The 19,049-nt window shown below is 70.0% G+C and carries 20 protein-coding genes; 10 read left to right on the top strand and 10 right to left on the bottom strand.

What is annotated here, in order from left to right:
• Positions 1-143: 143 nt before the first annotated feature.
• On the top strand, positions 144-776 hold the full coding sequence (locus tag ABZT04_RS09695; RefSeq protein ID WP_356055162.1) for a response regulator transcription factor: 633 nt from the start codon (positions 144-146) through the stop codon (positions 774-776).
• Here ABZT04_RS09695 and ABZT04_RS09690 read toward each other — a convergent pair.
• From ABZT04_RS09690 to ABZT04_RS09675, 4 genes are all read right to left on the bottom strand, one after another.
• Complete coding sequence (locus ABZT04_RS09690) at positions 773-1,525, bottom strand: class I SAM-dependent methyltransferase (protein ID WP_356054865.1); 753 nt, start codon at positions 1,523-1,525, stop codon at positions 773-775. The genes ABZT04_RS09695 and ABZT04_RS09690 overlap by 4 nt on opposite strands.
• A 74-nt stretch (positions 1,526-1,599) precedes the next feature.
• Entirely contained in the window at positions 1,600-2,451 is an 852-nt protein-coding gene (locus ABZT04_RS09685; protein WP_356054863.1) for an alpha/beta hydrolase, read from the bottom strand.
• Positions 2,452-2,718: 267 nt separating this feature from the next.
• Complete coding sequence (locus ABZT04_RS09680) at positions 2,719-4,263, bottom strand: MFS transporter (protein ID WP_356054861.1); 1,545 nt, start codon at positions 4,261-4,263, stop codon at positions 2,719-2,721.
• Positions 4,264-4,341: 78 nt separating this feature from the next.
• A complete protein-coding gene (locus ABZT04_RS09675) occupies positions 4,342-5,556 on the bottom strand; it encodes a lipid-transfer protein (RefSeq protein WP_356054859.1) in 1,215 nt (404 codons plus the stop codon).
• 198 nt (positions 5,557-5,754) lie between these two features.
• Between ABZT04_RS09675 and ABZT04_RS09670 the strand changes: the two genes are divergently transcribed.
• Both ABZT04_RS09670 and ABZT04_RS09665 read left to right on the top strand, forming a co-directional pair.
• Positions 5,755-7,488, top strand: a complete 1,734-nt coding sequence (locus tag ABZT04_RS09670; protein WP_356054857.1) for an MFS transporter — start codon at positions 5,755-5,757, stop codon at positions 7,486-7,488.
• A 57-nt stretch (positions 7,489-7,545) separates the two neighbouring features.
• Entirely contained in the window at positions 7,546-8,196 is a 651-nt protein-coding gene (locus ABZT04_RS09665) for a class I SAM-dependent methyltransferase (RefSeq protein WP_356054854.1), read from the top strand.
• Positions 8,197-8,198: 2 nt separating this feature from the next.
• On the opposite strand, the gene ABZT04_RS09660 is transcribed toward ABZT04_RS09665, so the two are convergent.
• A complete protein-coding gene (locus ABZT04_RS09660; protein ID WP_356054852.1) occupies positions 8,199-9,185 on the bottom strand; it encodes an alpha/beta hydrolase in 987 nt (328 codons plus the stop codon).
• Positions 9,186-9,274: 89 nt separating this feature from the next.
• On the opposite strand from ABZT04_RS09660, the gene ABZT04_RS09655 reads away from it, so the two are divergent.
• The 4 genes from ABZT04_RS09655 to ABZT04_RS09640 all read left to right on the top strand — a co-directional run bounded on the left by ABZT04_RS09655 (position 9,275) and on the right by ABZT04_RS09640 (position 12,600).
• The gene (locus ABZT04_RS09655) at positions 9,275-10,192 is read left to right on the top strand and encodes an N-acetylmuramoyl-L-alanine amidase (RefSeq protein WP_356054850.1); all 918 of its coding nucleotides are present in this window, start codon (positions 9,275-9,277) and stop codon (positions 10,190-10,192) included.
• A gap of 119 nt (positions 10,193-10,311) precedes the next feature.
• Positions 10,312-11,064, top strand: coding sequence for a hypothetical protein (locus ABZT04_RS09650; RefSeq protein WP_356055161.1), 753 nt, complete (start codon positions 10,312-10,314; stop codon positions 11,062-11,064).
• A 113-nt stretch (positions 11,065-11,177) separates the two neighbouring features.
• Positions 11,178-12,182, top strand: coding sequence for an LLM class F420-dependent oxidoreductase (locus ABZT04_RS09645; protein WP_356054848.1), 1,005 nt, complete (start codon positions 11,178-11,180; stop codon positions 12,180-12,182).
• 127 nt (positions 12,183-12,309) lie between these two features.
• Positions 12,310-12,600, top strand: coding sequence for a hypothetical protein (locus ABZT04_RS09640; protein WP_355917130.1), 291 nt, complete (start codon positions 12,310-12,312; stop codon positions 12,598-12,600).
• A 4-nt stretch (positions 12,601-12,604) separates the two neighbouring features.
• Here ABZT04_RS09640 and ABZT04_RS09635 read toward each other — a convergent pair whose 3' ends face one another.
• Genes ABZT04_RS09635 through ABZT04_RS09625 form a run of 3 tightly spaced genes read right to left on the bottom strand, consistent with a single transcriptional unit; the run spans position 12,605 to position 15,767 of the window.
• Complete coding sequence (locus tag ABZT04_RS09635) at positions 12,605-13,672, bottom strand: prenyltransferase (RefSeq protein WP_356054845.1); 1,068 nt, start codon at positions 13,670-13,672, stop codon at positions 12,605-12,607.
• On the bottom strand, positions 13,669-14,403 hold the full coding sequence (locus ABZT04_RS09630) for a class I SAM-dependent methyltransferase (protein WP_356054843.1): 735 nt from the start codon (positions 14,401-14,403) through the stop codon (positions 13,669-13,671). Before ABZT04_RS09630 ends, ABZT04_RS09635 begins: the two co-directional genes overlap by 4 nt.
• Positions 14,397-15,767 carry a glycosyltransferase family 4 protein gene (locus tag ABZT04_RS09625; RefSeq protein WP_356054841.1) on the bottom strand — a complete coding sequence of 457 codons (1,371 nt, stop codon included), beginning with the start codon at positions 15,765-15,767 and terminating at the stop codon, positions 14,397-14,399. Before ABZT04_RS09625 ends, ABZT04_RS09630 begins: the two co-directional genes overlap by 7 nt.
• A 210-nt stretch (positions 15,768-15,977) precedes the next feature.
• Between ABZT04_RS09625 and ABZT04_RS09620 the strand changes: the two genes are divergently transcribed.
• From ABZT04_RS09620 to ABZT04_RS09610, 3 genes are read left to right on the top strand one after another with little or no spacing between them, the layout of a single operon-like run.
• Entirely contained in the window at positions 15,978-16,598 is a 621-nt protein-coding gene (locus ABZT04_RS09620) for a TetR family transcriptional regulator (protein WP_355917141.1), read from the top strand.
• A gap of 43 nt (positions 16,599-16,641) precedes the next feature.
• A complete protein-coding gene (locus ABZT04_RS09615; protein WP_356054839.1) occupies positions 16,642-16,845 on the top strand; it encodes a hypothetical protein in 204 nt (67 codons plus the stop codon).
• The gene (locus ABZT04_RS09610; RefSeq protein ID WP_356054837.1) at positions 16,842-17,219 is read left to right on the top strand and encodes a hypothetical protein; all 378 of its coding nucleotides are present in this window, start codon (positions 16,842-16,844) and stop codon (positions 17,217-17,219) included. The genes ABZT04_RS09615 and ABZT04_RS09610 overlap by 4 nt, the downstream gene beginning before the upstream one ends.
• Positions 17,220-17,249: 30 nt before the next feature.
• Here the strand turns inward: ABZT04_RS09610 and ABZT04_RS09605 are convergent, their stop codons facing one another.
• Both ABZT04_RS09605 and ABZT04_RS09600 read right to left on the bottom strand, forming a co-directional pair.
• Positions 17,250-17,483: a ferredoxin gene (locus ABZT04_RS09605; RefSeq protein ID WP_356054835.1), complete on the bottom strand. Its 234-nt coding sequence runs from the start codon at positions 17,481-17,483 to the stop codon at positions 17,250-17,252.
• A gap of 7 nt (positions 17,484-17,490) precedes the next feature.
• Entirely contained in the window at positions 17,491-18,948 is a 1,458-nt protein-coding gene (locus tag ABZT04_RS09600) for an aldehyde dehydrogenase (protein WP_356054833.1), read from the bottom strand.
• Between the last annotated feature and the right edge of the window lie 101 nt (positions 18,949-19,049).

The following is a 19,049-nucleotide window of genomic DNA, read 5'->3' as shown; positions in this document are numbered from 1 at the left end:
CGCGGCCCCGGAATTCCCGGAATGACTTGTGGAATGCCGAGGCGATTGTTTGCCCGCGGCCGTGGACCGTCAAGACTCGCGGACGCGAACAATGAAGAGTTTTTGACAACCGTCCCGGGCCTTACCCTGGCCCCGTGGATGAGATGCCCCGGGACCACCGGCCTGCCAAGTCCGTCAGAGTGCTGCTCGCCGAGGACCAGGGCATGATGCGCGGCGCCCTCGCCCTGCTGCTCGGCATGGAGGCGGACCTGGAGGTCGTCGCCCAGGTCGGGACGGGTGACACGATCGTGGACGCGGCTCTGACCCACCGCCCCGACGTCGCCCTCCTCGACATCGAACTCCCCGGCATGAGCGGCCTGGACGCGGCCGTCGAACTCCGCGAACAGGCCCCGGACTGCCGGGTGTTGATCCTCACGACCTTCGGCCGCCCCGGCTATCTGCGCCGGGCGATGGAGGCGGGCGCCGCGGGCTTTCTGGTGAAGGACGGCCCGGTGGAGGACCTGGCGGCCGCGATCCGCCGCGTCCTCACCGGCGAGACGGTGATCGATCCCGCGCTCGCGGCGGCCGCGTTGAGCGCCGGGCCCAATCCGCTGACCGCCCGTGAGTGCGATGTCCTCAAGGCCTCGGTGGACGGCGCGACGGTCTCCGACATCGCCACGAAGCTGCACCTCTCCGAGTCCACCGTCCGCAACTACCTCTCCTCCGCGATCGGCAAGACCGGAACCCGCAACCGCATGGAGGCGACGCGGGAGGCCCGACAGCAGGGGTGGCTCTAACCCTCCATGTGGGGGCGGCGGAACAGTGCCGTCCAGAGGAAGTCCTCGCCGAAGCACGGCGATTGGGGCGGTTCGTCGCGCATCCGGCGCAGCTCGACCTCCTCCAGGTCCCCGAAGATCCGGCGCAGGGCTTCGGGTGTGTACGCCAACCCGCCCTGGAGGCCGGAGCCTTGGTACAGGTCGGCGTCGGGCAGCTCGGAGCCCATCGCGCCGGCCGCGAAACAGGTGAGCGCGAAGTGGCCGCCGGGTGCCAGGACTTGGTCCAGCAGGGTGAGATAGCTGATGCGCCGGTGCGGGGGCAGATGGTGGAAGCACCCGGAGTCGTAGACCAGGTCGTACGGGCCCGGGAGTTCCGTGCCGGCGAGGGCGAACGCATCCCCGCAGTGGAACCGGGCCCGGATTCCGGAATCCTGGGCTCGCTCCTCCGCCCAGGCGACCGCCGTCGGCGAGAGATCGACCGCGTCCACCTCGAAGCCCCAAGCGGCCAGTTGGAGGGTGTTGCGTCCCGGGCCGCACCCCAGGTCCAGGGCACGGCCGCCCCCGGCGATCAGACCCCGGTCGAGATACCCGACCAGGCTCTCGTCCGGCTTCGCCGCGAAGAACGGCACCGGCTTGGTGCGGTCGGCGTAGAAACCGTCCCACCAGGAGGCGGCCCTGGAGCTCCAGCGGTCGGCCTCCGGCGCGAACAGCCCGTCCAGCAGCCGCAGTACGTCGTCGACCGTGCGTATGTTCCGCCCACGCTGGTCCATCCGGCCCCCCTCTCCGAGGCGTCGATCATAGGGGGGAGAGGGCGGGCGGTGGACCGGGCCGTTCGTCGCGAGCGTCAGGCGGTCGCCCTGGCCGCGTCCTGGATGAGGTCGGCAACCGCCTTCGGGTGACTGATCATCACGACGTGGGAGGAGCGCGGTACTTCGACGATCTTGCGGGCGTTGGCACGGCTGTACATCCAGCGCTCGCAGGCCGGCGGGATCGCCTTGTCCCGGCCCGCGACCAGCCCGAACGTCGGAATCGTCTTCCAGGCCGCGGCCGTCGTCGGAAAGACGAAGGAATCCGCGTCGAACGGCCGCTGCGTGGCTTGCAGGACCCGGAAGTCGGCGGCGGATATGTCGGCGGCGAAGGCCGCCTGGCCGTCCTTGCTCAGATACAGGTCGGTTCCGGTCGTGCCGTCGGCCTTCGTGTACGGCACCGGCACACTCACCGGCCCGACCTCGCTGCCGGGGAACTTGGTGATGAGCTCCCCCTGTGTCTCGCCCACGTCGGGAACGAACGCCGCGATGTAGACCAGCGCCTTGACGTTGCTCTTCCCGGCGGCGGCGTTCGTGATGACCGTGCCCCCCATGGAGTGCGCCACCAGTACGACCGGTCCGCTGATGGAGTCCAGCAGACTCGCGATGTAGGGGGCGTCGGTCGGAATGCCACGGAGCGGGTTCGATCCGCAGACCGTCGTGTAGCCCTTCTCCTGCAGCTCCCCGATGGTGGCGTTCCAGCAGGACGAGTCCGCGTAGCCGCCGTGGACCAGCACGATGGTGGGCTTCACCTTCGACTTCTCCTCACCGGTGCCGGCGGTGGCCGTCGCCGCGTCGGCCGCTCCTTCGGCACCGGCTGTCAGCGCTGCCGACCCGGCCAACGCCGCTCCGGCGGCCAGTACTTGACGGCGGGAAACCTCGGTACTCATGGGACTCCTCATGCAAGGGCCGCGCACGGCTGACTTCGTCGGGGTGGTATGCCATGGACCCTATGAAGTGCGCATTTACGGTGGCATCCGTCATCTGACCTAGATTCCGGGGCGGCGGCCGGAGCGTGCGCGTTGATCATCACGCGCCGGACATACGCCGACAAAGCCCTGGAACTCGTCATGCCGAGTCTCCCGAGCCTGCTTGCGCTCCCCCATGGGCACCTCCTAGATGTCTAAAGGAGTCCATGAGCGGCCCGAACCGTTGCCTCACTTCTCGAAAGTCGTCGCAGCCGTGTTCTCCACGCCCTCCGCTGCCACCGCCGCGTCCGTGCCCACCCCCGCCACCGCGGGCACCGCCGCATTGCGCCACGGCAGCCACACCACCATCAGCACCACCCCGCCGAGCAGCACCCCCGCCCCCGTGCGGAACGCCAGCGCGTACCCGTCCGTCAGCGCCTCCGGCGTGATCCCGCCGCTCCCCGCGGCCCGCGCCGTACGCGCCGCCGCGAGCGTCGACATCACGGCGAGACCCAGCGAACCACCCATCGTGCGCGAGGTGTTGACCAGCCCGGAGACGAGACCGGCCTCCCCCGCCGCCGCCCCGGACGTGGCGAGCGCGGCGAGCGGGGTGGCCGTCAGGCCCGCGCCCAGCATCATCAGGATGCCGGGGAACATGATGTCGGTCAGGTAGTCCCCGCGCGCGGTCATCAGGGACTGCCAGCCGAAGCCCACCGCCGCGATCAGCGTCCCGAGCACGGCGACGTTGCGCGCGCCGAGGACCGGCATGAAGCGGGGCGCCGACTTGGAGCCGATCAGGACGGCCAGGGAACTCGGCACCAGCGCGAGCCCGGCCTCCAGCGGTGTGTACCCGAGCACGTTCTGCGTGTACAGCGTCATGAAGAACCACATGCAGAACATCGCGGACCCGCACAGGAACATCCCCGCGTTCGCCGACGACACCGCCCGCGCCCGGAACAGTCCGAGCGGCATCAGCGGAGCCGCCGTACGCGCCTCGACGAGAAGGAAGAGGGCGACCAGCGCGAGCCCGGCGGCCAGCGGTGTCAGGGTGGCCGCGGCCGTCCACCCCTCGGCCTCGGTCTGCGAGATGCCGTAGGCCAGGACCCCGAGCCCCGCCGTGACCAGCACGGCACCGGGCAGATCGAGCCGTCGCCCGTCGCCGGCCCGGCTCTCCGGGAGCCAGCGCAGCGAGCTGAGCAACACCACCGCGCCGACGGGCACGTTGATCAGCAGCACCCAGCGCCAGGACAGCGTGTCCACCAGCACTCCGCCGACGAGCCCGCCCGCGGCCCCGCCGCCCGCGCCGACCGCCGTCCAGGTGGCGATGGCCCGGGCGCGGGCCGCGCCCTCCGGTACCGCCGAGGTGACGATGGTCAGTGTCGAGGGGGCCAGCACGGCGGCGCCGAGTCCCTGCACGGCCCGGGCGAGCAGCAGTTGCCAGCCGTCCTGGGCCAGCCCGCCGCAGAGCGAGGCCAGGGTGAAGAGCGCGAGCCCGACCAGGAACATCCGCTTGCGTCCGTAGAGGTCACCGGCCCGCCCGCCGAGCAGCATGAACCCGGCGAAGGCGATGGCGTACGCGTTGACCACCCACTGGAGCCCCGACGCGCTCATCCCCAGGTCGGCCCGCATCGACGGCAGCGCCACATTGACGACGGACACATCGAGCACGACGAGGAACTGCCCGGCACAGGCGAGCGCCACGACCAGCCAGGCGGGCGGTGCCGCGCCCTGCCGGAAGAAACGGGACGGGCGGGCTATTCGGGAGGCGTCAGCGGCTCGGGGCATGGTCGTCATACTCTCAACCGGTCTGCGCCCCTTGCATCGGTATTTCGCCCCGACCACAGGACCGCCGTAGGACCTACGTCATGGGATCTACACGGCCCGCAGCATGGTGACCACCGCCGCCCCGCCCAGCCCGATGTTGTGCGCGAGCCCCACCTCGGCCCCCGGCACCTGCCGCTCCCCCGCGGTCCCCCTCAACTGCCAGACCAGCTCGGCGACTTGGGCTATTCCGGTCGCCCCCAGCGGATGCCCCTTGGAGATGAGCCCGCCGGACGGGTTGACCACCCACCGCCCGCCGTACGTCGTCCCCCCGGACTCGACGAGCTTCCCGGACTCACCGGGCTCGCACATGCCCAGCGCCTCGTACGTCAGCAGTTCGTTGATCGAGAAGCAGTCGTGCAGTTCTACGACGTCCACGTCCTCGATGCCGAGTCCCGAGCGCTCGTAGACCTGGCGGGCGGCGGCCCGGGACATGGGCTGTCCGACGACGTCGACGCAGGAGCCCGAGGCGAAGGACTCCTCGGTGTCGGTGGTCATCGTCTGGGCGACGATCTCGACGAGCGGGCCGGGCAGGCCGCGGGTCTGCGCGAAGCGTTCGGAGACGACGACCGCGGCCGCCGCGCCGTCCGAGGTCGGGGAGCACTGGAGCTTCGTCAGCGGGTGGTGGACGACCCGCGCGGCGAGGATGTCGTCGACGTCGTAGACGTCCTGGAACTGGGCGTTCGGATTGTGCGCGGAGTGCCGGTGGTTCTTGGCGGCGACGGCGGCCAGCTGCGCCTCGGTCGTGCCGTACTTCTCCATGTGTTCGTGGGCCGCGTCGCCGAAGATCTGCGCGGTGGGCGGGGACATCTCGAAGCCGTGCCGGGCGGCCATGATCCCGTAGTGCCGGGCTACCGGAGAGGTGGCGCTCCAGTCATTAGCGGCTCCGCCGCGGGCGCCCCCGTCGGCACCGCCCCCGAGCGCGCCCCGCTTCATCTTCTCGAAGCCCACCGCCAGCACGCAGTCGGCGGCGCCGCCCTCGACGAGCTGCCGGGCCAGCATCAGGGCGGTCGAACCCGTGGCGCAGTTGTTGTTGACGTTGTAGACGGGGATGCCGGTGAGGCCCAGTTCATAGGCGGCGCGCTGACCGGCGGTCGAGGGCTGGAAGCAGTACCCGATCGGAACCTGTTCCACCTCGTCGTAGGAGATCCCGGCGTCGGCGAGGGCGGCGGTGCCCGCCTCGCGCACCATGTCCCAGTACTGCCACTCCCGGCTCTCCGGCTTCTCGAACTTCGTCATCCCGACGCCGGCGACATAGGCCTTCATGGCGGGTGACATTAGAACACGTTCCAGTAAATGACCAGAGCCGGGTGACAGGCATGACAGAGAGTCAGATGTTCATGGGACGGTCAAGGATTCGTTAGTACGCCGAAGCATCGGAATAGTTGCCCATGCATACGAGGTTTACCCACCACTTATCTCGTCCCGCTCCACCCACCTCTTCAGGCCTGGAGGCCTCACTCCATGACGCACACGTCGACCGACCAGCCCGCACGGAGGCCGTCCGGCGCCATCGTGCCGGTGCTCGCCTTCGCGGGCATCGTGGTCGCGGTGATGCAGACCCTGCTCGTCCCGGTCATCAAGGACCTGCCGCAACTGCTGGGCACCGAGCCCAGCAACGCCACCTGGGTCCTGACCTCGACACTTCTCTCGGGAGCGGTGGCCACGCCCATCATGGGCCGCCTCGGCGACCTCTACGGCAAGCGGCGGATGCTGATCGCCAGCCTGGCCGTGATGGTGGTCGGCTCCCTGATCAGCGCGCTCACCAGCGATCTCATCATCATGATCGTGGGCCGCGCGCTCCAAGGCTTCGCGATGGGCGCGATACCGCTGGGCATCGGTCTGATGCGCGACATGCTGCCCCGCGAGAAGCTCGGCTCGGCCATGGCCCTGATGAGTTCCTCGATCGGCGTCGGCGGCGGCCTCGCGCTGCCCAGCGCGGCCCTGGTCGCGCAGCACGCCGACTGGCACGCCCTCTTCTACGGCGCCGCCGGCCTCGGTGTCCTCGCCATCCTCCTCGTCCTCCTCGTCGTACCGGAGTCCCCGATGCGCGCCGAGGGCACCTTCGACGTACTCGGCGCGATCGGCCTCTCCGCGGGCCTCGTCCTCTTCCTCCTGCCGATCACCAAGGGCAGCGACTGGGGCTGGTCCTCCGGCACCACGCTCGGTCTGTTCGCCGCGTCCGCGGTCGTCCTCGTCCTGTGGGGCGTGATGGAGCTGCGCCTGAAGGCACCGCTGGTGGACCTGCGCACCACGGCCCGCCCGGCGGTCCTCTTCACCAACCTCGCCTCGATCATGGTCGGCGTCTCCTTCTACGTCGTCTCCCTCGTCCTGCCCCAGCTCCTCCAGCTGCCCAAGGCCACCGGTTACGGCCTCGGCCAGTCGATGGTCACCGCCGGTCTGCTGGTCGCGCCGCTCGGCCTGACGATGATGTTCACGGCCCCGGTCTACGCCCGCCTCTCGGCGAAGTACGGCCCCAAGGTCACCCTGATCCTCGGCATGCTGATCATCGGCATCGGCTACGGCGCCGGCCTCGGCCTGATGAGCGCCCCCTGGCAGAGCCTCGTCATCGCCGTCGTCCTCGGCGCGGGCATCGGCCTCGCCTACTCCTCGCTCCCCGCGCTGATCGTCGGCGCGGTCCCGGCCTCGGAAACCGGCGCGGCGAACGGTCTCAACACCCTGATGCGGTCCATCGGTACGTCGGTGTCCAGCGCGGTGATCGGCATGGTGCTGGCCAACACCGCGAACCATGTGGGCGGGGTCGCGATCCCGACCATGCACGGCTTCCGGGTGTCCTTCCTGATCGCCACCGGCGCGGTCGCCGTAGGCCTGCTGATGGCGCTGTTCCTCCCCAAGCCGAACCGGGCGCCGCAGTTGAACTTCAGCAGCGAGGAGGAGGCCAACCTGCAGCGTGCGGAGGAGGTTCTACGGGGCTTCCGTGGGCGGGTGTTGGGCGCCGACGGTTCGCCCGTCGCCCGGGCCAGGGTCACGCTGATCGACCGGCGGGGGCGGCAGGCGGGGGCGACTCTCTCCGAGGATGACGGGAGTTATGTCCTGGCTGTGCCTTCGCAGGGGGCGTATGTGCTGGCCGCGCGGGCGGCGGGTCATGGTCCGCTTGCCTCGTCCGCGACGCACGCGGGGGACGAGGTCGCGGTCGACCTGGATCTCGCGTTGCCCGGGGAGACGGTCAGCGCGTAGTCGGCGGGTCGTACTCTTGGCCGAGCCCAGCAGCCCGTCCTCACCGAAGGAACTCCTATGCCCCCGGCGCCCAAGCCCGAGATCCTCGCCGCGTTCGAAGCGGCGAAGGGATTCATGCCGGCCGGTGAGGGACTGGCTCTCCACTCCGCCGCTGTGGAGGCCGGGCGGCTGGGACTGCCGTTGCTGGAAGTGGGCACGTACTGCGGGCGCTCGACGATCCTCCTCGCGGATGCGGCCCGTGAGGCCGGGGTCGTCGCGCTCACGCTCGACCATCACCGGGGCAGCGAGGAGCAGCAGCCGGGCTGGGAGTACCACGACCCGGAGACCGTGGACCCCGAGATCGGCCTGATGGACACGTTGCCCACGTTCCGCAGGACGCTGCACCGGGCCGGTCTGGAGGAGCACGTGGTGGCCCTGGTCGGGCGGTCGCCGCAGGTCGCCCGGATCTGGGGCACCCCGCTCGGCCTCGTCTTCATCGACGGCGGCCACACCGACGAGCACGCGAACGGCGACTACGAGGGCTGGGCACCCCATGTCGCCGAGGGCGGCCTCCTCGTCATCCACGACGTGTTCCCGCATCCGGCGGACGAGTTCACCGGCCAGGCCCCGTACCGCGTGTACCTCAGGGCCCTGGAGTCCGGCGCCTTCACCGAGGTGTCGGCGACGGACTCCCTACGTGTCCTACGGCGCACGGGTACCGGCATCTGACCTCAACTCGGCAGCTCCGCCAGCCACTTCGTCAGGTACTGGTTGACCTCGGTCGGCCGCTCCTGCTGGATCCAGTGCCCGCAGCCCTCCAGGATGTGCGAGCCGCGCAGGCCGGGAAGGGTCACCGGGTAGGCGGCGATCGCGTCGGCCAGCCACGTGGTGGAGGCATCCAGGGATCCGCCGAGGAACAGGGAGGGCTGGGTGATGGGAGCGCCGTCGAGGTCGGCCAGGTCCGCCCAGTCCCGGTCCATGTTCCGGTAGCGGTTCAGCGCGCCGGTGAGGCCGGTGCGCTCGAACTCCCCCGCGTAGACGTCGAGTTCGTCCTCGCTCAGCCAGCCGGGCAGCCGTTCCGCCGGGAACCGCTCGCGCAGCGTCCCACCGCCCCGGCTCACGAAGTGCGGGTCGGGGGTGCCGGGCGCGGGCATGGTGTCGGCGGACATTGCGGCGTAGAAACCGGCGAGCCAGCCGCGCACGTCCGGCTCGATCTCGGCCTCCGCCCGGCCGGGCTCCTGGAAGTACGAGACATAGAACTCCTCCTCCCCGCCCATCCCCGCGAAGATCTCACCGGGGCGTGGTCCGCCGCGCGGGGTGTAGGGGACGCTCAGCAGTCCTACGGCTCGGAAGGCGTCCGGGCGCAGGAGGGCGGAGTTGGCGGCGATGCCCGCGCCCCAGTCGTGGCCGACGATCACCGCGGACCGTTCGCCGAGCGCGTGTACCACGGCCACGGCGTCCTCGACGAGGTCGAGCATCCGGTACGCGGAGACGTCGTCGGGCTTCGAGGAGCGGCCGTAGCCGCGTACGTCGACGGCGACGGCGCGATATCCGGCGGCGGCCAGCGCGGGCAGTTGGTGCCGCCACGAGTACCAGGACTCCGGGAAGCCGTGCACCAGCAGGACGAGTGGTCCGGTGCCCTGTTCCACGAGGTGGATACGGCCGGCGGGAGCGGGGACGAGTCGGTGGGTGATGTCGATGTCCTTGACCATGGTCATGGGTCGATCCTGCGCCCCGGCGCGGCTCGTCCACGACTCTTGTTGCCGGTTCGGCAAACCGGCTCCGGGTGGCGGTTAGGGTGGCTTCCGTGTCGTACGTAGGTCCGGAATTCGATTCTCCGCTGTCTCGTCGTCCCCGCCGTCCCCGCCGGGGGCCCCTGACCGTGGCGCTGGCCGCGCTGGTCCCGGGGGCGCTGATCGGCTGGTTCGTGTACGAGGCGGTGGGCAGCCCGGGTGACGGCTCGGGCGGCGCCGCGGCCGGTGCGTCGTCGAGCGCGGCCGTCTCTCCCTCGGCCACCGCGTCGAACGACGACAAGCCGCCGAACTCCAAGCCCCTCAAGGGCAAGGTCGTCGTGATCGACCCGGGACACAACATCACCAACTTCCAGCACACCGCCGAGATCAACCGCAAGGTGGACATCGGCACCAACTGGAAGGAGTGCGACACCACCGGGACCTCCACCAACAAGGGTTACGCGGAAGCCCAGTTCACGTTGGACGTGTCCTACCGGGTGAAGGCTCTGCTCCAACTGCAGGGCGCCACGGTGAAGTTGACCCACGAGGGCCACTCACCGTCCTGGGGCCCCTGCGTCGACCAGCGCGCGAAGATCGGCAACGACGCGCACGCGGACGCCGCGATCTCCATCCACGCGGACGGCGCGGCCGCCGGCGACCGGGGCTTCCACGTGATCATGCCGGCCTCGGTCCACGCGGGCGCCGCCGACACCCGCGCCATCGTCGCCCCCTCCGCCGCTCTCGGCCGGAGCGTCGAGAGCAACTACCTTCGGGCAACGGGCGAACAGCCCTCCAATTACATCGGCGAGGGCACCGGTCTCGTCACGCGTAAGGACCTGGGCGGTCTCAATCTGTCAACGGTTCCCAAGGTGTTCATCGAGTGCGGCAATATGCGCGATAGCAAGGATGCCGCACTGCTGACGAGCGGCGCCTGGCGACAGAAGGCGGCGCAGGGAATCTCTGAGGGAATCGTGAGTTTCCTGCGCGGGTAGCGATCAGTGGGCTGATCCGGGCGGACACCCTGACGGGGTGGACGATAGGGTCTACCGACGACGAGACGACCTACGAAGGACCTGAAGTGAATATCCGCTCCCTCACACGAGGCGACGGCGTGGTGATCGGAGCAGCGGTATTGCTCTTCATCGCGTCGTTTCTCAAGCTCTATTCCGTTTCCGGGTTCAACTTGGACGTGACTGCCTGGACCAGTCTCGGTAACGGACTCGGCACCTACATGGGCGGCGTCATCGGTGCCGCGCTGATCGTCGTCAACCGCTGCCTGCCCCAGCCGCGCAAGATCGCGGGTCTGGACCTCGGGACGGTGGGCGCGGCATTCGCGGTCCTCACCGCGTGGAGCCTGTTCTGGTTCATGGTGGATGTCGGGGACAACGCCAGCCCCGCCGCGGGCCTCATCCTCGGCTTCATCGCCGCCCTGGTCATGGCCGGTGCCGCCATCGCGACGCCGCTGGTTCCCGCTCTTCAGGCGGCCTTGATCCCGGCCCCCAAGCCCGTCGCCCCGCAGCCCTACGGCGCCCAGCCCCCCGGTGGCTACGGCTACCCGGGCGCCGGTGCGCCGCAGCAGCCCTCGTACGGCACCCCGCCGCAGCAGGCGCAGGCCGGGCAGCCGTTCGGGCAGCCCCAGCCGCAGCCCGCGCCGGCTCCGGCCGCGGACTTCTCGCCGTTCTGGTTCGCCGTGCCGGTGGCCCGGCCGCTGTTCGCAGAGGACGGTTCGCAGGCGCCGATCGCCGAACTCGCGCCGGGTACCTGGTACTTGGCTGTCGAGCAGCGCGGCCCGGCGCTCGTAGCGCAGACGCAGGACGGCCGTCGTGGCGTACTGCAGGACACCTCGGGGATCCAGCGCGGCTGAGCCCCCGCAGCGTCTCCTACGGCCCCTCGCCCTTTCCGGGTGGGGGGCTGTTGTCGTAGAGTCGCAGCCGTCGATCCCTGACGGACCGTCAGTTCTGTGGCTGTGGAGGCGATATGCGGCTCGGTCTCGCACTCGGGTACTGGGGGCGCGGGCCCTCCGCCGATCATGTGCCGCTGGCGCTGGAGGCCGAGCGGCTGGGGTACGACTCCGTGTGGACGGCCGAGTCGTGGGGGTCCGATGCCTTCACTCCGCTGACCTGGATCGCGGCGCGGACCTCAAGGATCAAGCTGGGTACGGCCGTTGCGCAGATGGAGGCCCGCTCGCCGACCACCACCGCGATGCACGCGCTCACCCTCGACCATCTCTCCGGCGGGCGGGTGCTGCTGGGCCTCGGGCTGTCGGGGCCGCAGGTGGTGGAGGGGTGGTACGGGCGGCCGTTCCCGAAGTCGCCGCTCACCGCGACCCGGGAGTACGTCGAGGTCGTACGGCAGGTGTTGCGGCGGGAGGCGCCGGTCGAGGTGGACGGGCGGTTCCACGCGCATCCGTACCGGGGCGCGGACGGTACCGGGCTCGGCAAGCCGCTCAAGTCCATTACGCACCCGCTCCGTTCGGACCTGCCGGTGCTGCTCGGGGCCGAGGGGCCGAAGAACGTCGCGCAGACGGCCGAAATCGCTGATGGGTGGCTGCCGTTGTACTGGTCGCCGAGCCGGCCCGAGGTGTACGGGACGACCGTCTTCCGTGAGGGCTTCCTCGTCGCTCCCATGGCGCGGGTGAAGGTCTGCGACGACGTCGCCGAGGGACTGCTTCCGGTGAAGATGATGCTCGGCTTCTACATCGGCGGGATGGGGCACGCGGCCCGCAACTTCCACGCCGACCTGATGGCGCGCATGGGGTACGAGGAAGAGGCCCGGCGGATACAGGAGTTGTTCCTCGCGGGGCGCCGGGAGGAGGCCGTCATGGCCGTGCCGGACGCGTTCGCCGACGAGATCTCCTTGGTCGGGCCGCGTGAACGGATCGCGGAGCGGCTGGAGTTGTGGCGCAAGGGCCCGGTGACGGACCTGCTGGCCCTTGCGCCCGACCCGCACACGCTGCGGGTCCTGGCCGAGCTGAACTCCTAGGAGCCACCCGCCAGTCGACCCGTCGACGGCACCTTGTCGGTCACCGCGAACTCGCCATCGCGTCGGTCGAGTCGCCCTTGCGAACCGTTCGGGGTTTCATCCGGGCGCGAGCGGTAATCCGGTCGGCATGTCCCCCTACTATCGACGAGGTTCCACATCCGTCGGCAACGTCATCGTGATCATCGCCGACATCATGGCCCTCATCCTGGGCCTCTGGATTCTGATGTACCTCCTGGACGCCAACCGCGCGAACGACCTCGTGCAGTTCGTCCACCACATGGCCAACTGGCTCGCCGGCTGGTCCCGTGACCTGTTCACCTTCGACGAGGCCTGGGCACGAGTCGTGTGCGGCTACGGCCTGGCAGCGGTGGTCTACCTCTTCATCGGCCACGCGATCGCCAACCGGGTGCATCGCTGAGCACCTAACAGCAGTCCGGGTCCAAGCCGCACGGCAGGTGTTCCCCGCCGAAAACCGCACACGTCGCATCGTGGCCCCCCAGCGCGGCCACCGCGAGGAGCAGGGACCCCGCCGTCCACGTGGTCAGTTCGCGCGGCCAGATCGCGTCGTCGTCGAAGACGTAGCCCGTCCAGTACAGGCCGCTCTCCGCGTCGCGCAGGTGCTGGATGGACTGGAGGATGTCGAGGGCGCGGTCGGACTCGCCCAACGCCCAGAGGGCGAGGGCGAGTTCGGCGGACTCGCCGCCGGTCACCCAGGGGTTGGGGATGACGCAGCGGACGCCGAGGCCGGGTACGACGAAGCGGCTCCAGCCCTCCTCCACCCGGGACTTGGCCTCCGTACCGGTCAACGCGCCGCCCAGGACCGGGTAGTACCAGTCCATCGAGTAGCGGTCCTTGTCCAGGAACCGTTCCGGATGGCGGCGGATCGCGTGCCGCAGCGCGCCGACCGCCAACTCCCAGTCCGGCTGCGGCTCTTCACGCTGTTCGGCGATGGCGAGCGCGCAGCGCAGTGCCTGGTGGATCGAGGAGGAACCGGTGAGGAGCGCGTCCTCGGTGTCCGTGCCGTCGTCCTCGCGCTTCCAGCCGATCTGCCCGCCGGGCCGCTGGAGCCGGAGCACGAACTCGACGGCCGCGTAGACCGTCGGCCACAGCCGGTCCAGGAACGTGTCGTCGCCGGTCGCGAGGTAGTGGTGCCAGACTCCTACGGCTATGTAGGCGACGAAGTTGGTCTCGCGGCCCCGGTCGGTGACGTCGTGCGGGTCTCCGTCGGCGTAGGCCGCGTACCAGGACCCGTCGCCGTTCTGGTGCCGGGCGAGCCAGTCGTACGCCCGCTCGGCGGCCTCGTGCTCGCCGGCCGCGTCGAGCGCCATCGCGGCCTCGGTGTGGTCCCACGGGTCGAGGTGATGGCCCCGGAACCACGGGATCGCCCCGTCCTCCCGCTGCACGGCGAGGATGCCGGCGACGGTCGCGGCGGCCTGCTCCGCGGTGAGGACCCCGGGCAGGACGAGGTGTTCTGTCCGGGGGGTGGTCACTTGGCGGCCACCCGCGGCAGGTGCGGCTTGGTGGCGTAGGCCACGAAACTCTTGCCGATCAGCGGGTTCAGCGCCTGCTCGGCGACCCGGGTGGCGAGAGGTTTCTTCATGATGTCCCAGACCAGGAGCTTGTGGTACGCCTGCACCGGCAGCGCCTTGTCGTTGTCCACGCCGAACGCGCACTTCAGCCACCAGTACGGCGAGTGCAGCGCGTGCGCGTGGTGGGTGCCGTACGGCTTGAGGCCGGCCTCGCGGATCTTGGTGAGGAGTTCGTCCGCCTTGTAGATGCGGATGTGGCCGCCCTCGACCTCGTGGTAGGCGTCGGAGAGGGTCCAGCAGACCTTCTCGGGGCCGTAGCGCGGGACGGTGATGGCGATGCGGCCGCCGGGCTTCAGCACTCGGACCATCTCGGCGAGTACGCCCTTGTCGTCCGGGATGTGCTCCATGACCTCGGAGATAATCACGACGTCGAAGGACTCGTCGGGGAAGGGGAGCGCGAGCGCGTCGCCCTCCATCGCGGTGGCGGTGGCTCCGGCGGGGGCCTCGCCGGCCTCCTTCATCGCCGCGAACCACTTGGCGACCTCGGCGATTTCCTCGGCGTTCTGGTCGAGGGCGACGACCTGTGCCCCTCGCCGGTAGCACTCGAACGCGTGCCGCCCGGCACCGCATCCGAGGTCCAGGACACGGTCGCCAGGGGCGAGCGGGAACCGGGAGAAGTCGACGGTCAGCACGTGGCCCTGCTTTCGGGAGAGACGCCGGTAACACTGGTCTGGGAAGGGGAGGTTGAGGTCGTACGGCGGCCCGCGATGGCCTCGCGGTACCTGGCCGCGGTGCCCTCGGCGGCCTTCGCCCAGGTGAAGCGGGCCAGTACGCGTTCGCGGCCGGCCGCGCCGAGGCGGGTGCGCAGGGCCGGGTCGGCGAGCAGTCGGCTCAGGCCCGAGGCCAGCGCGCCCGGGTCGCCGGGCGGTACCGCGAGGCAGGTCTCGCCGTCGCGTCCGGCGACCTCCGGGATCGCGCCGCCGGTGGTGGCGAGGAGGGGCGTGCCGGTGGCCATCGCCTCCGCCGCCGGGAGCGAGAAGCCTTCGTAGAGCGAGGGCACGCAGGCGACCTCCGCCGAGCGCACCAGGTCGACGAGTTCGGCGTCCGAGATGCCCTTCACGAACTCGACGGCGCCTTCGAGGCCGTAGCGCTCGACGGCCTGGGCGACCGGGCCCTCGGCCGGGCGCTTGCCGACGACGACGAGGTGGGCGTCCGGGTGCTCGGTGCGGACCTTGGCGAGGGCCTCGACGAGGAAGACGAGGCCCTTGAGGGGGACGTCCGCGCTGGACGTGGTGACGATCCGGCCCGGCACCTGCGGTACGGCGGGATCCGGGGAGAACAGGTCGGTGTCGGCGCCGATGTGGACGACGTGGATGCGGTCGTCGCGGACGCCGAGGTGGTCGATGATCTCCTGGCGCGAGGTGCCGGAGACGGTGAGGACGGACGGCAGCCTGCGGGCCACCCGCTTCTGCATTCGCGTGAAGGCGTACCAGCGGCGCTTGGACATCCGCTGCCGCCAGTCCTCGGCCGCGTCCAGCTCCAACTGCCGGTCCACGGTGATGGGGTGATGGATCGTCGTCACCAGCGGCGCGCCGACGTCCCCCAACAACCCGTAGCCGAGCGTCTGGTTGTCGTGCACGACGTCGAACTCGCCGCGCCGGGCACGGAGTTGACGGCGGGCGCGGAGCGAGAAGGTGAGCGGCTCGGGGAAGCCGCCGGTCCACATCGTGCCGACTTCGAGGGCGTCGATCCAGTCCCGGTACTCGTCGCGCTTCGGGGTGCGGAAGGGGTCCGGGGAGCGGTAGAGGTCGAGCGAGGGCAGCTCGGTCAGGGAGATGCCGTCGTAGCCCGGATCGAGGACCGGGTAGGGCTGGGAGCCGATCACCTCGACGCGGTGGCCGAGGCGGGCCAGTTCGCGGGAGAGGTGGCGGACGTAGACGCCCTGGCCCCCGCAGAACGGGTTCCCCTTATAGGTGAGGAGTGCGATACGGAGCGGTCGCTCGCCGTCGGCTGCCGGATCCTCCTGGGGACCCGCCTGACTGGCCTCAGCGGTCACTCTGAGCCCCCTTCTGCCTGCACTGTCCCGCGAGATTACGCCGGGACGCTAATCTAGAACAAGTTTCAGACTTGATCGTCCAGGAGGTTCTGAATCTACCGGCCGGTACGGGCGCTGTGAGAAGTGGATCAGGTGATTCACACCACGGCCGGACCCCTGCCATGATCGGTCCGATCACCCGCCCTCACCGACAGTCACGGAACGGGAGCCATGCCAGCGCAAGCCAAGCCCGAAGCCACTGCGCGGACCTCGCCGCCCCTCACCGAGCGGCAGGAGGCCCGGCGGCGCCGCATCCTGCACGCGAGCGCGCAGTTGGCGAGCCGGGGCGGTTTCGACGCGGTGCAGATGCGTGAGGTCGCGGAGTCCTCGCAGGTCGCGCTCGGCACGCTGTACCGGTACTTCCCGTCCAAGGTGCATCTCCTTGTCGCCACGATGCAGGACCAGTTGGAGCACATGCACGGCACGCTGCGCAAGAAGCCGCCGGGCGGCGAGAGCGCGGCCGAGCGGGTCGCGGAGACGCTGATGCGGGCCTTCCGCGCACTCCAGCGCGAGCCGCATCTCGCCGACGCGATGGTCCGCGCGCTGACCTTCGCGGACCGCAGCGTCTCCCCCGAGGTCGACCAGGTCTCCCGGCAGACCACGGTGATCATCCTGGACGCGATGGGCCTGGAGAACCCGACCCCGGACCAGCTCTCCGCGGTCCGGGTCATCGAGCACACCTGGCACTCGGCCCTGATCACCTGGCTGTCGGGCCGTGCGTCCATCGCCCAAGTGAAGATCGACATCGAGACGGTGTGCAGGCTGATCGATCTGACGTCAACCGACGATTGACCGGTGGTAGTGCCACTGATTTCATCGCTGCTAGCATGGCTGCATGCCGATGATCACAGTGGAGTTCACCGAGGAAGAGCTGGCCGAGGCGAAGGCGCACGCCGCCTCGCTCGGCAAGTCGATGCGTGCCCACGCGCACGACATAATCCTCGCCGACGCACAGCGGGCGGCGTTTCTGAAGGACGCCGACGCCGCCGTGGCCTTCGCTCTGGACGTCTTCAAGGACATGCCGGAGGGCCAGCGTTGAGCCCTGTCATCCGCGTCGACGCCGGTTGGATCCTTGAGATCCAGACACGCGTCTCTCCCGTCAACACCCCCATCGCGGACTGGGGCGCCCTCGACGCCATGGCCACCCGGCACCTCTACGAGCAGCCGCACGGCCAGCTCTACTACGAGGAACCGGCCGCGCGCGCCGCGACGTTATTCCACACCGCCCTACTGCTCCGCCCGTTCGCCGACTACAACGGCGTCATCGGCTGGGCCTGCGCCTCGCTGTACATGACGGCCTCCGACCAGCCGGTCGACCCGAAGACGGACGACGTGCACCTGCTGGCCGGCGCGATCCGGGCACAGGAAGCCGACCTGCGCGACACCGCCCGAACCATCGCCTCCTGGCGCTGAACTCCCGCCCCCAGCCCCGCCCGAGGCGCCCTACTCCTCGGGCGGGAACACCGGCTCCCCGCTCCCCAGCAGCGTGATCATGATGGCCTCCACCGGGCAGCCCTCCGCCGCCGCGAGGATCTTCTCGTTGGCGTCGGTCTCCGAGGCGGTCGGGTGGGACTGCATCGCCGAGTCGAGGTGGAAGCGGTCGGGGGCCTGGTGGGTGCACTGGGCCGAGCCGATGCAGATGGAGCGGTCGACCTCTATCTGCCAGCGGTCGCCCATCCCCTGCTCACCCCTCCCAGCCGGCGGGCAGGTGGATCATCTTGTGTTCGAGGAACTCGGAGTAGCCCTCGGGCCCGAACTCCCGTCCCAGACCGGAGTTCTTGTAGCCGCCGAAGGGGCCGAGCATGTCGAGGCTGAAGGTGTTGACGTTGTAGGTGCCGGTGCGGACCTGGCGGGCGATGTCGATGCCGTGGGCCACGTCGCCGGTCCACACGCTGCCGCTGAGGCCGTAGTCGGAGTCGTTCGCGATCTTCACGGCCTCGGTCTCCTCTCCGTACGGGAGCAGGCAGATCACCGGGCCGAAGATCTCCTCGCGGGCGATCCGCATCGAGTTGTCGACGTCGCCGAAGAGGGTCGGTTCCACATACCAGCCGTGATCGAGGCCGGGTGGACGGCCGCCGCCGGTAAGGATCTTGGCGCCCTCCTCCTGGCCGATGCGGATGTAGTCGAGGTTGCGCCGCTGCTGGCGCCGGGCGACCAGCGGGCCGACCTGGGTCGCCGGGTCGAGCGGGTCGCCGACCACCAGCGCGCTCGCCGCCGCCGCGAAGGCGTCCGCGAACTCGTCGTAGCGCGAGCGCGGCAGGAGGATGCGGGTCTGGGCCACGCACGCCTGGCCGTTGTTCATCCAGGCCGACGAGACGATGCCGGGGACAGCCGTCGTGATGTCCGCGTCGGGGAGCACGATCGCCGCCGACTTGCCGCCCAACTCCAGTGTCACCCGGGTGAGATGGCGGGCGGCGACCTCCATCACGCGCTTGCCGGCCGCGACCGAGCCGGTGAAGGAGACCTTGTCGATGCCGGGGTGTCCGACGAGGTACTCGCTGACCTCGCGGTCGGCGGGGAGGATCGACAGGACGCCGTCCGGCAGCCCGGCCTCCTTCGCTATCTCGCCCAACAGGTAGGCGTCCAGGGGTGCTTCGGGCGACGGCTTCAGGATCGCCGTGCAGCCGGTGAGCAGGGCCGGTGCGAGTTTGGCGGCGGCCACGAACTGGGGGACGTTCCACGGGACTACGGCCGCGACCACCCCAACCGGCTCCCGGCGGACGAGGATTCGGCCGAGGACTCCGTCCCGCTGCTCCTCGTAGGTGAAGCCCTTCGCCACGTTGATCGCCGCGTCCCACACCATCATCGCGCCGAGGGCCTGCCCGAGGATGCTCCAGGAGTACGGCGAGCCGTTCTCGGAGGAGATGACGCGGCCGATCTCCTCGTACCGTGCGGCGATCGCGTCCTTGATGCGGGTGACGACCGCGATCCGTTCGTCGAGTGTCATGCGCGGCCAGGGCCCCTCGTCGAAGGCCTTGCGGGCCACCGCGACGGCCCGGTCCACGTCCTCGGCCGACGCGTGCGGGACGCGTCCGATGACCTCCTCGGTGTGCGGGGAGATCACCTCGATGACGTCCTTGCCCAGGGGATCGGTCAACTCCCCGCCGATGAAAAGCTGTCGGTGTTCCACGAGCTCGGTCATGGCCGAATGCCTCCCGGTACCGCTGCCTGACGCACGGTCTGACGATCCATCAGATACGAAGACTGAATACCAGTTCCGGTCGATGGAGTCCACGTATAGTG

Origin of the sequence: Streptomyces sp. NPDC005492, assembly GCF_040605995.1 — a bacterium.
Taxonomy (GTDB): Bacteria; Actinomycetota; Actinomycetes; order Streptomycetales; family Streptomycetaceae; genus Streptomyces.
Note: the sequence above shows the minus strand (reverse complement) of the source record. Positions and strands in the feature narration are given on the sequence as shown.

Coding starts and splice junctions, on each gene's coding strand:
- ABZT04_RS09695 (WP_356055162.1), top strand. CDS start 144: ATGCCCCGGGACCACCGGCCTGCCAAGTCCGTCAGAGTGCTGCTCGCC.
- ABZT04_RS09690 (WP_356054865.1), bottom strand. CDS start 1,525: ATGGACCAGCGTGGGCGGAACATACGCACGGTCGACGACGTACTGCGG.
- ABZT04_RS09685 (WP_356054863.1), bottom strand. CDS start 2,451: ATGAGTACCGAGGTTTCCCGCCGTCAAGTACTGGCCGCCGGAGCGGCG.
- ABZT04_RS09680 (WP_356054861.1), bottom strand. CDS start 4,263: ATGACGACCATGCCCCGAGCCGCTGACGCCTCCCGAATAGCCCGCCCG.
- ABZT04_RS09675 (WP_356054859.1), bottom strand. CDS start 5,556: ATGAAGGCCTATGTCGCCGGCGTCGGGATGACGAAGTTCGAGAAGCCG.
- ABZT04_RS09670 (WP_356054857.1), top strand. CDS start 5,755: ATGACGCACACGTCGACCGACCAGCCCGCACGGAGGCCGTCCGGCGCC.
- ABZT04_RS09665 (WP_356054854.1), top strand. CDS start 7,546: ATGCCCCCGGCGCCCAAGCCCGAGATCCTCGCCGCGTTCGAAGCGGCG.
- ABZT04_RS09660 (WP_356054852.1), bottom strand. CDS start 9,185: ATGACCATGGTCAAGGACATCGACATCACCCACCGACTCGTCCCCGCT.
- ABZT04_RS09645 (WP_356054848.1), top strand. CDS start 11,178: ATGCGGCTCGGTCTCGCACTCGGGTACTGGGGGCGCGGGCCCTCCGCC.
- ABZT04_RS09640 (WP_355917130.1), top strand. CDS start 12,310: ATGTCCCCCTACTATCGACGAGGTTCCACATCCGTCGGCAACGTCATC.
- ABZT04_RS09620 (WP_355917141.1), top strand. CDS start 15,978: ATGCCAGCGCAAGCCAAGCCCGAAGCCACTGCGCGGACCTCGCCGCCC.
- ABZT04_RS09615 (WP_356054839.1), top strand. CDS start 16,642: ATGCCGATGATCACAGTGGAGTTCACCGAGGAAGAGCTGGCCGAGGCG.
- ABZT04_RS09605 (WP_356054835.1), bottom strand. CDS start 17,483: ATGGGCGACCGCTGGCAGATAGAGGTCGACCGCTCCATCTGCATCGGC.
- ABZT04_RS09600 (WP_356054833.1), bottom strand. CDS start 18,948: ATGACCGAGCTCGTGGAACACCGACAGCTTTTCATCGGCGGGGAGTTG.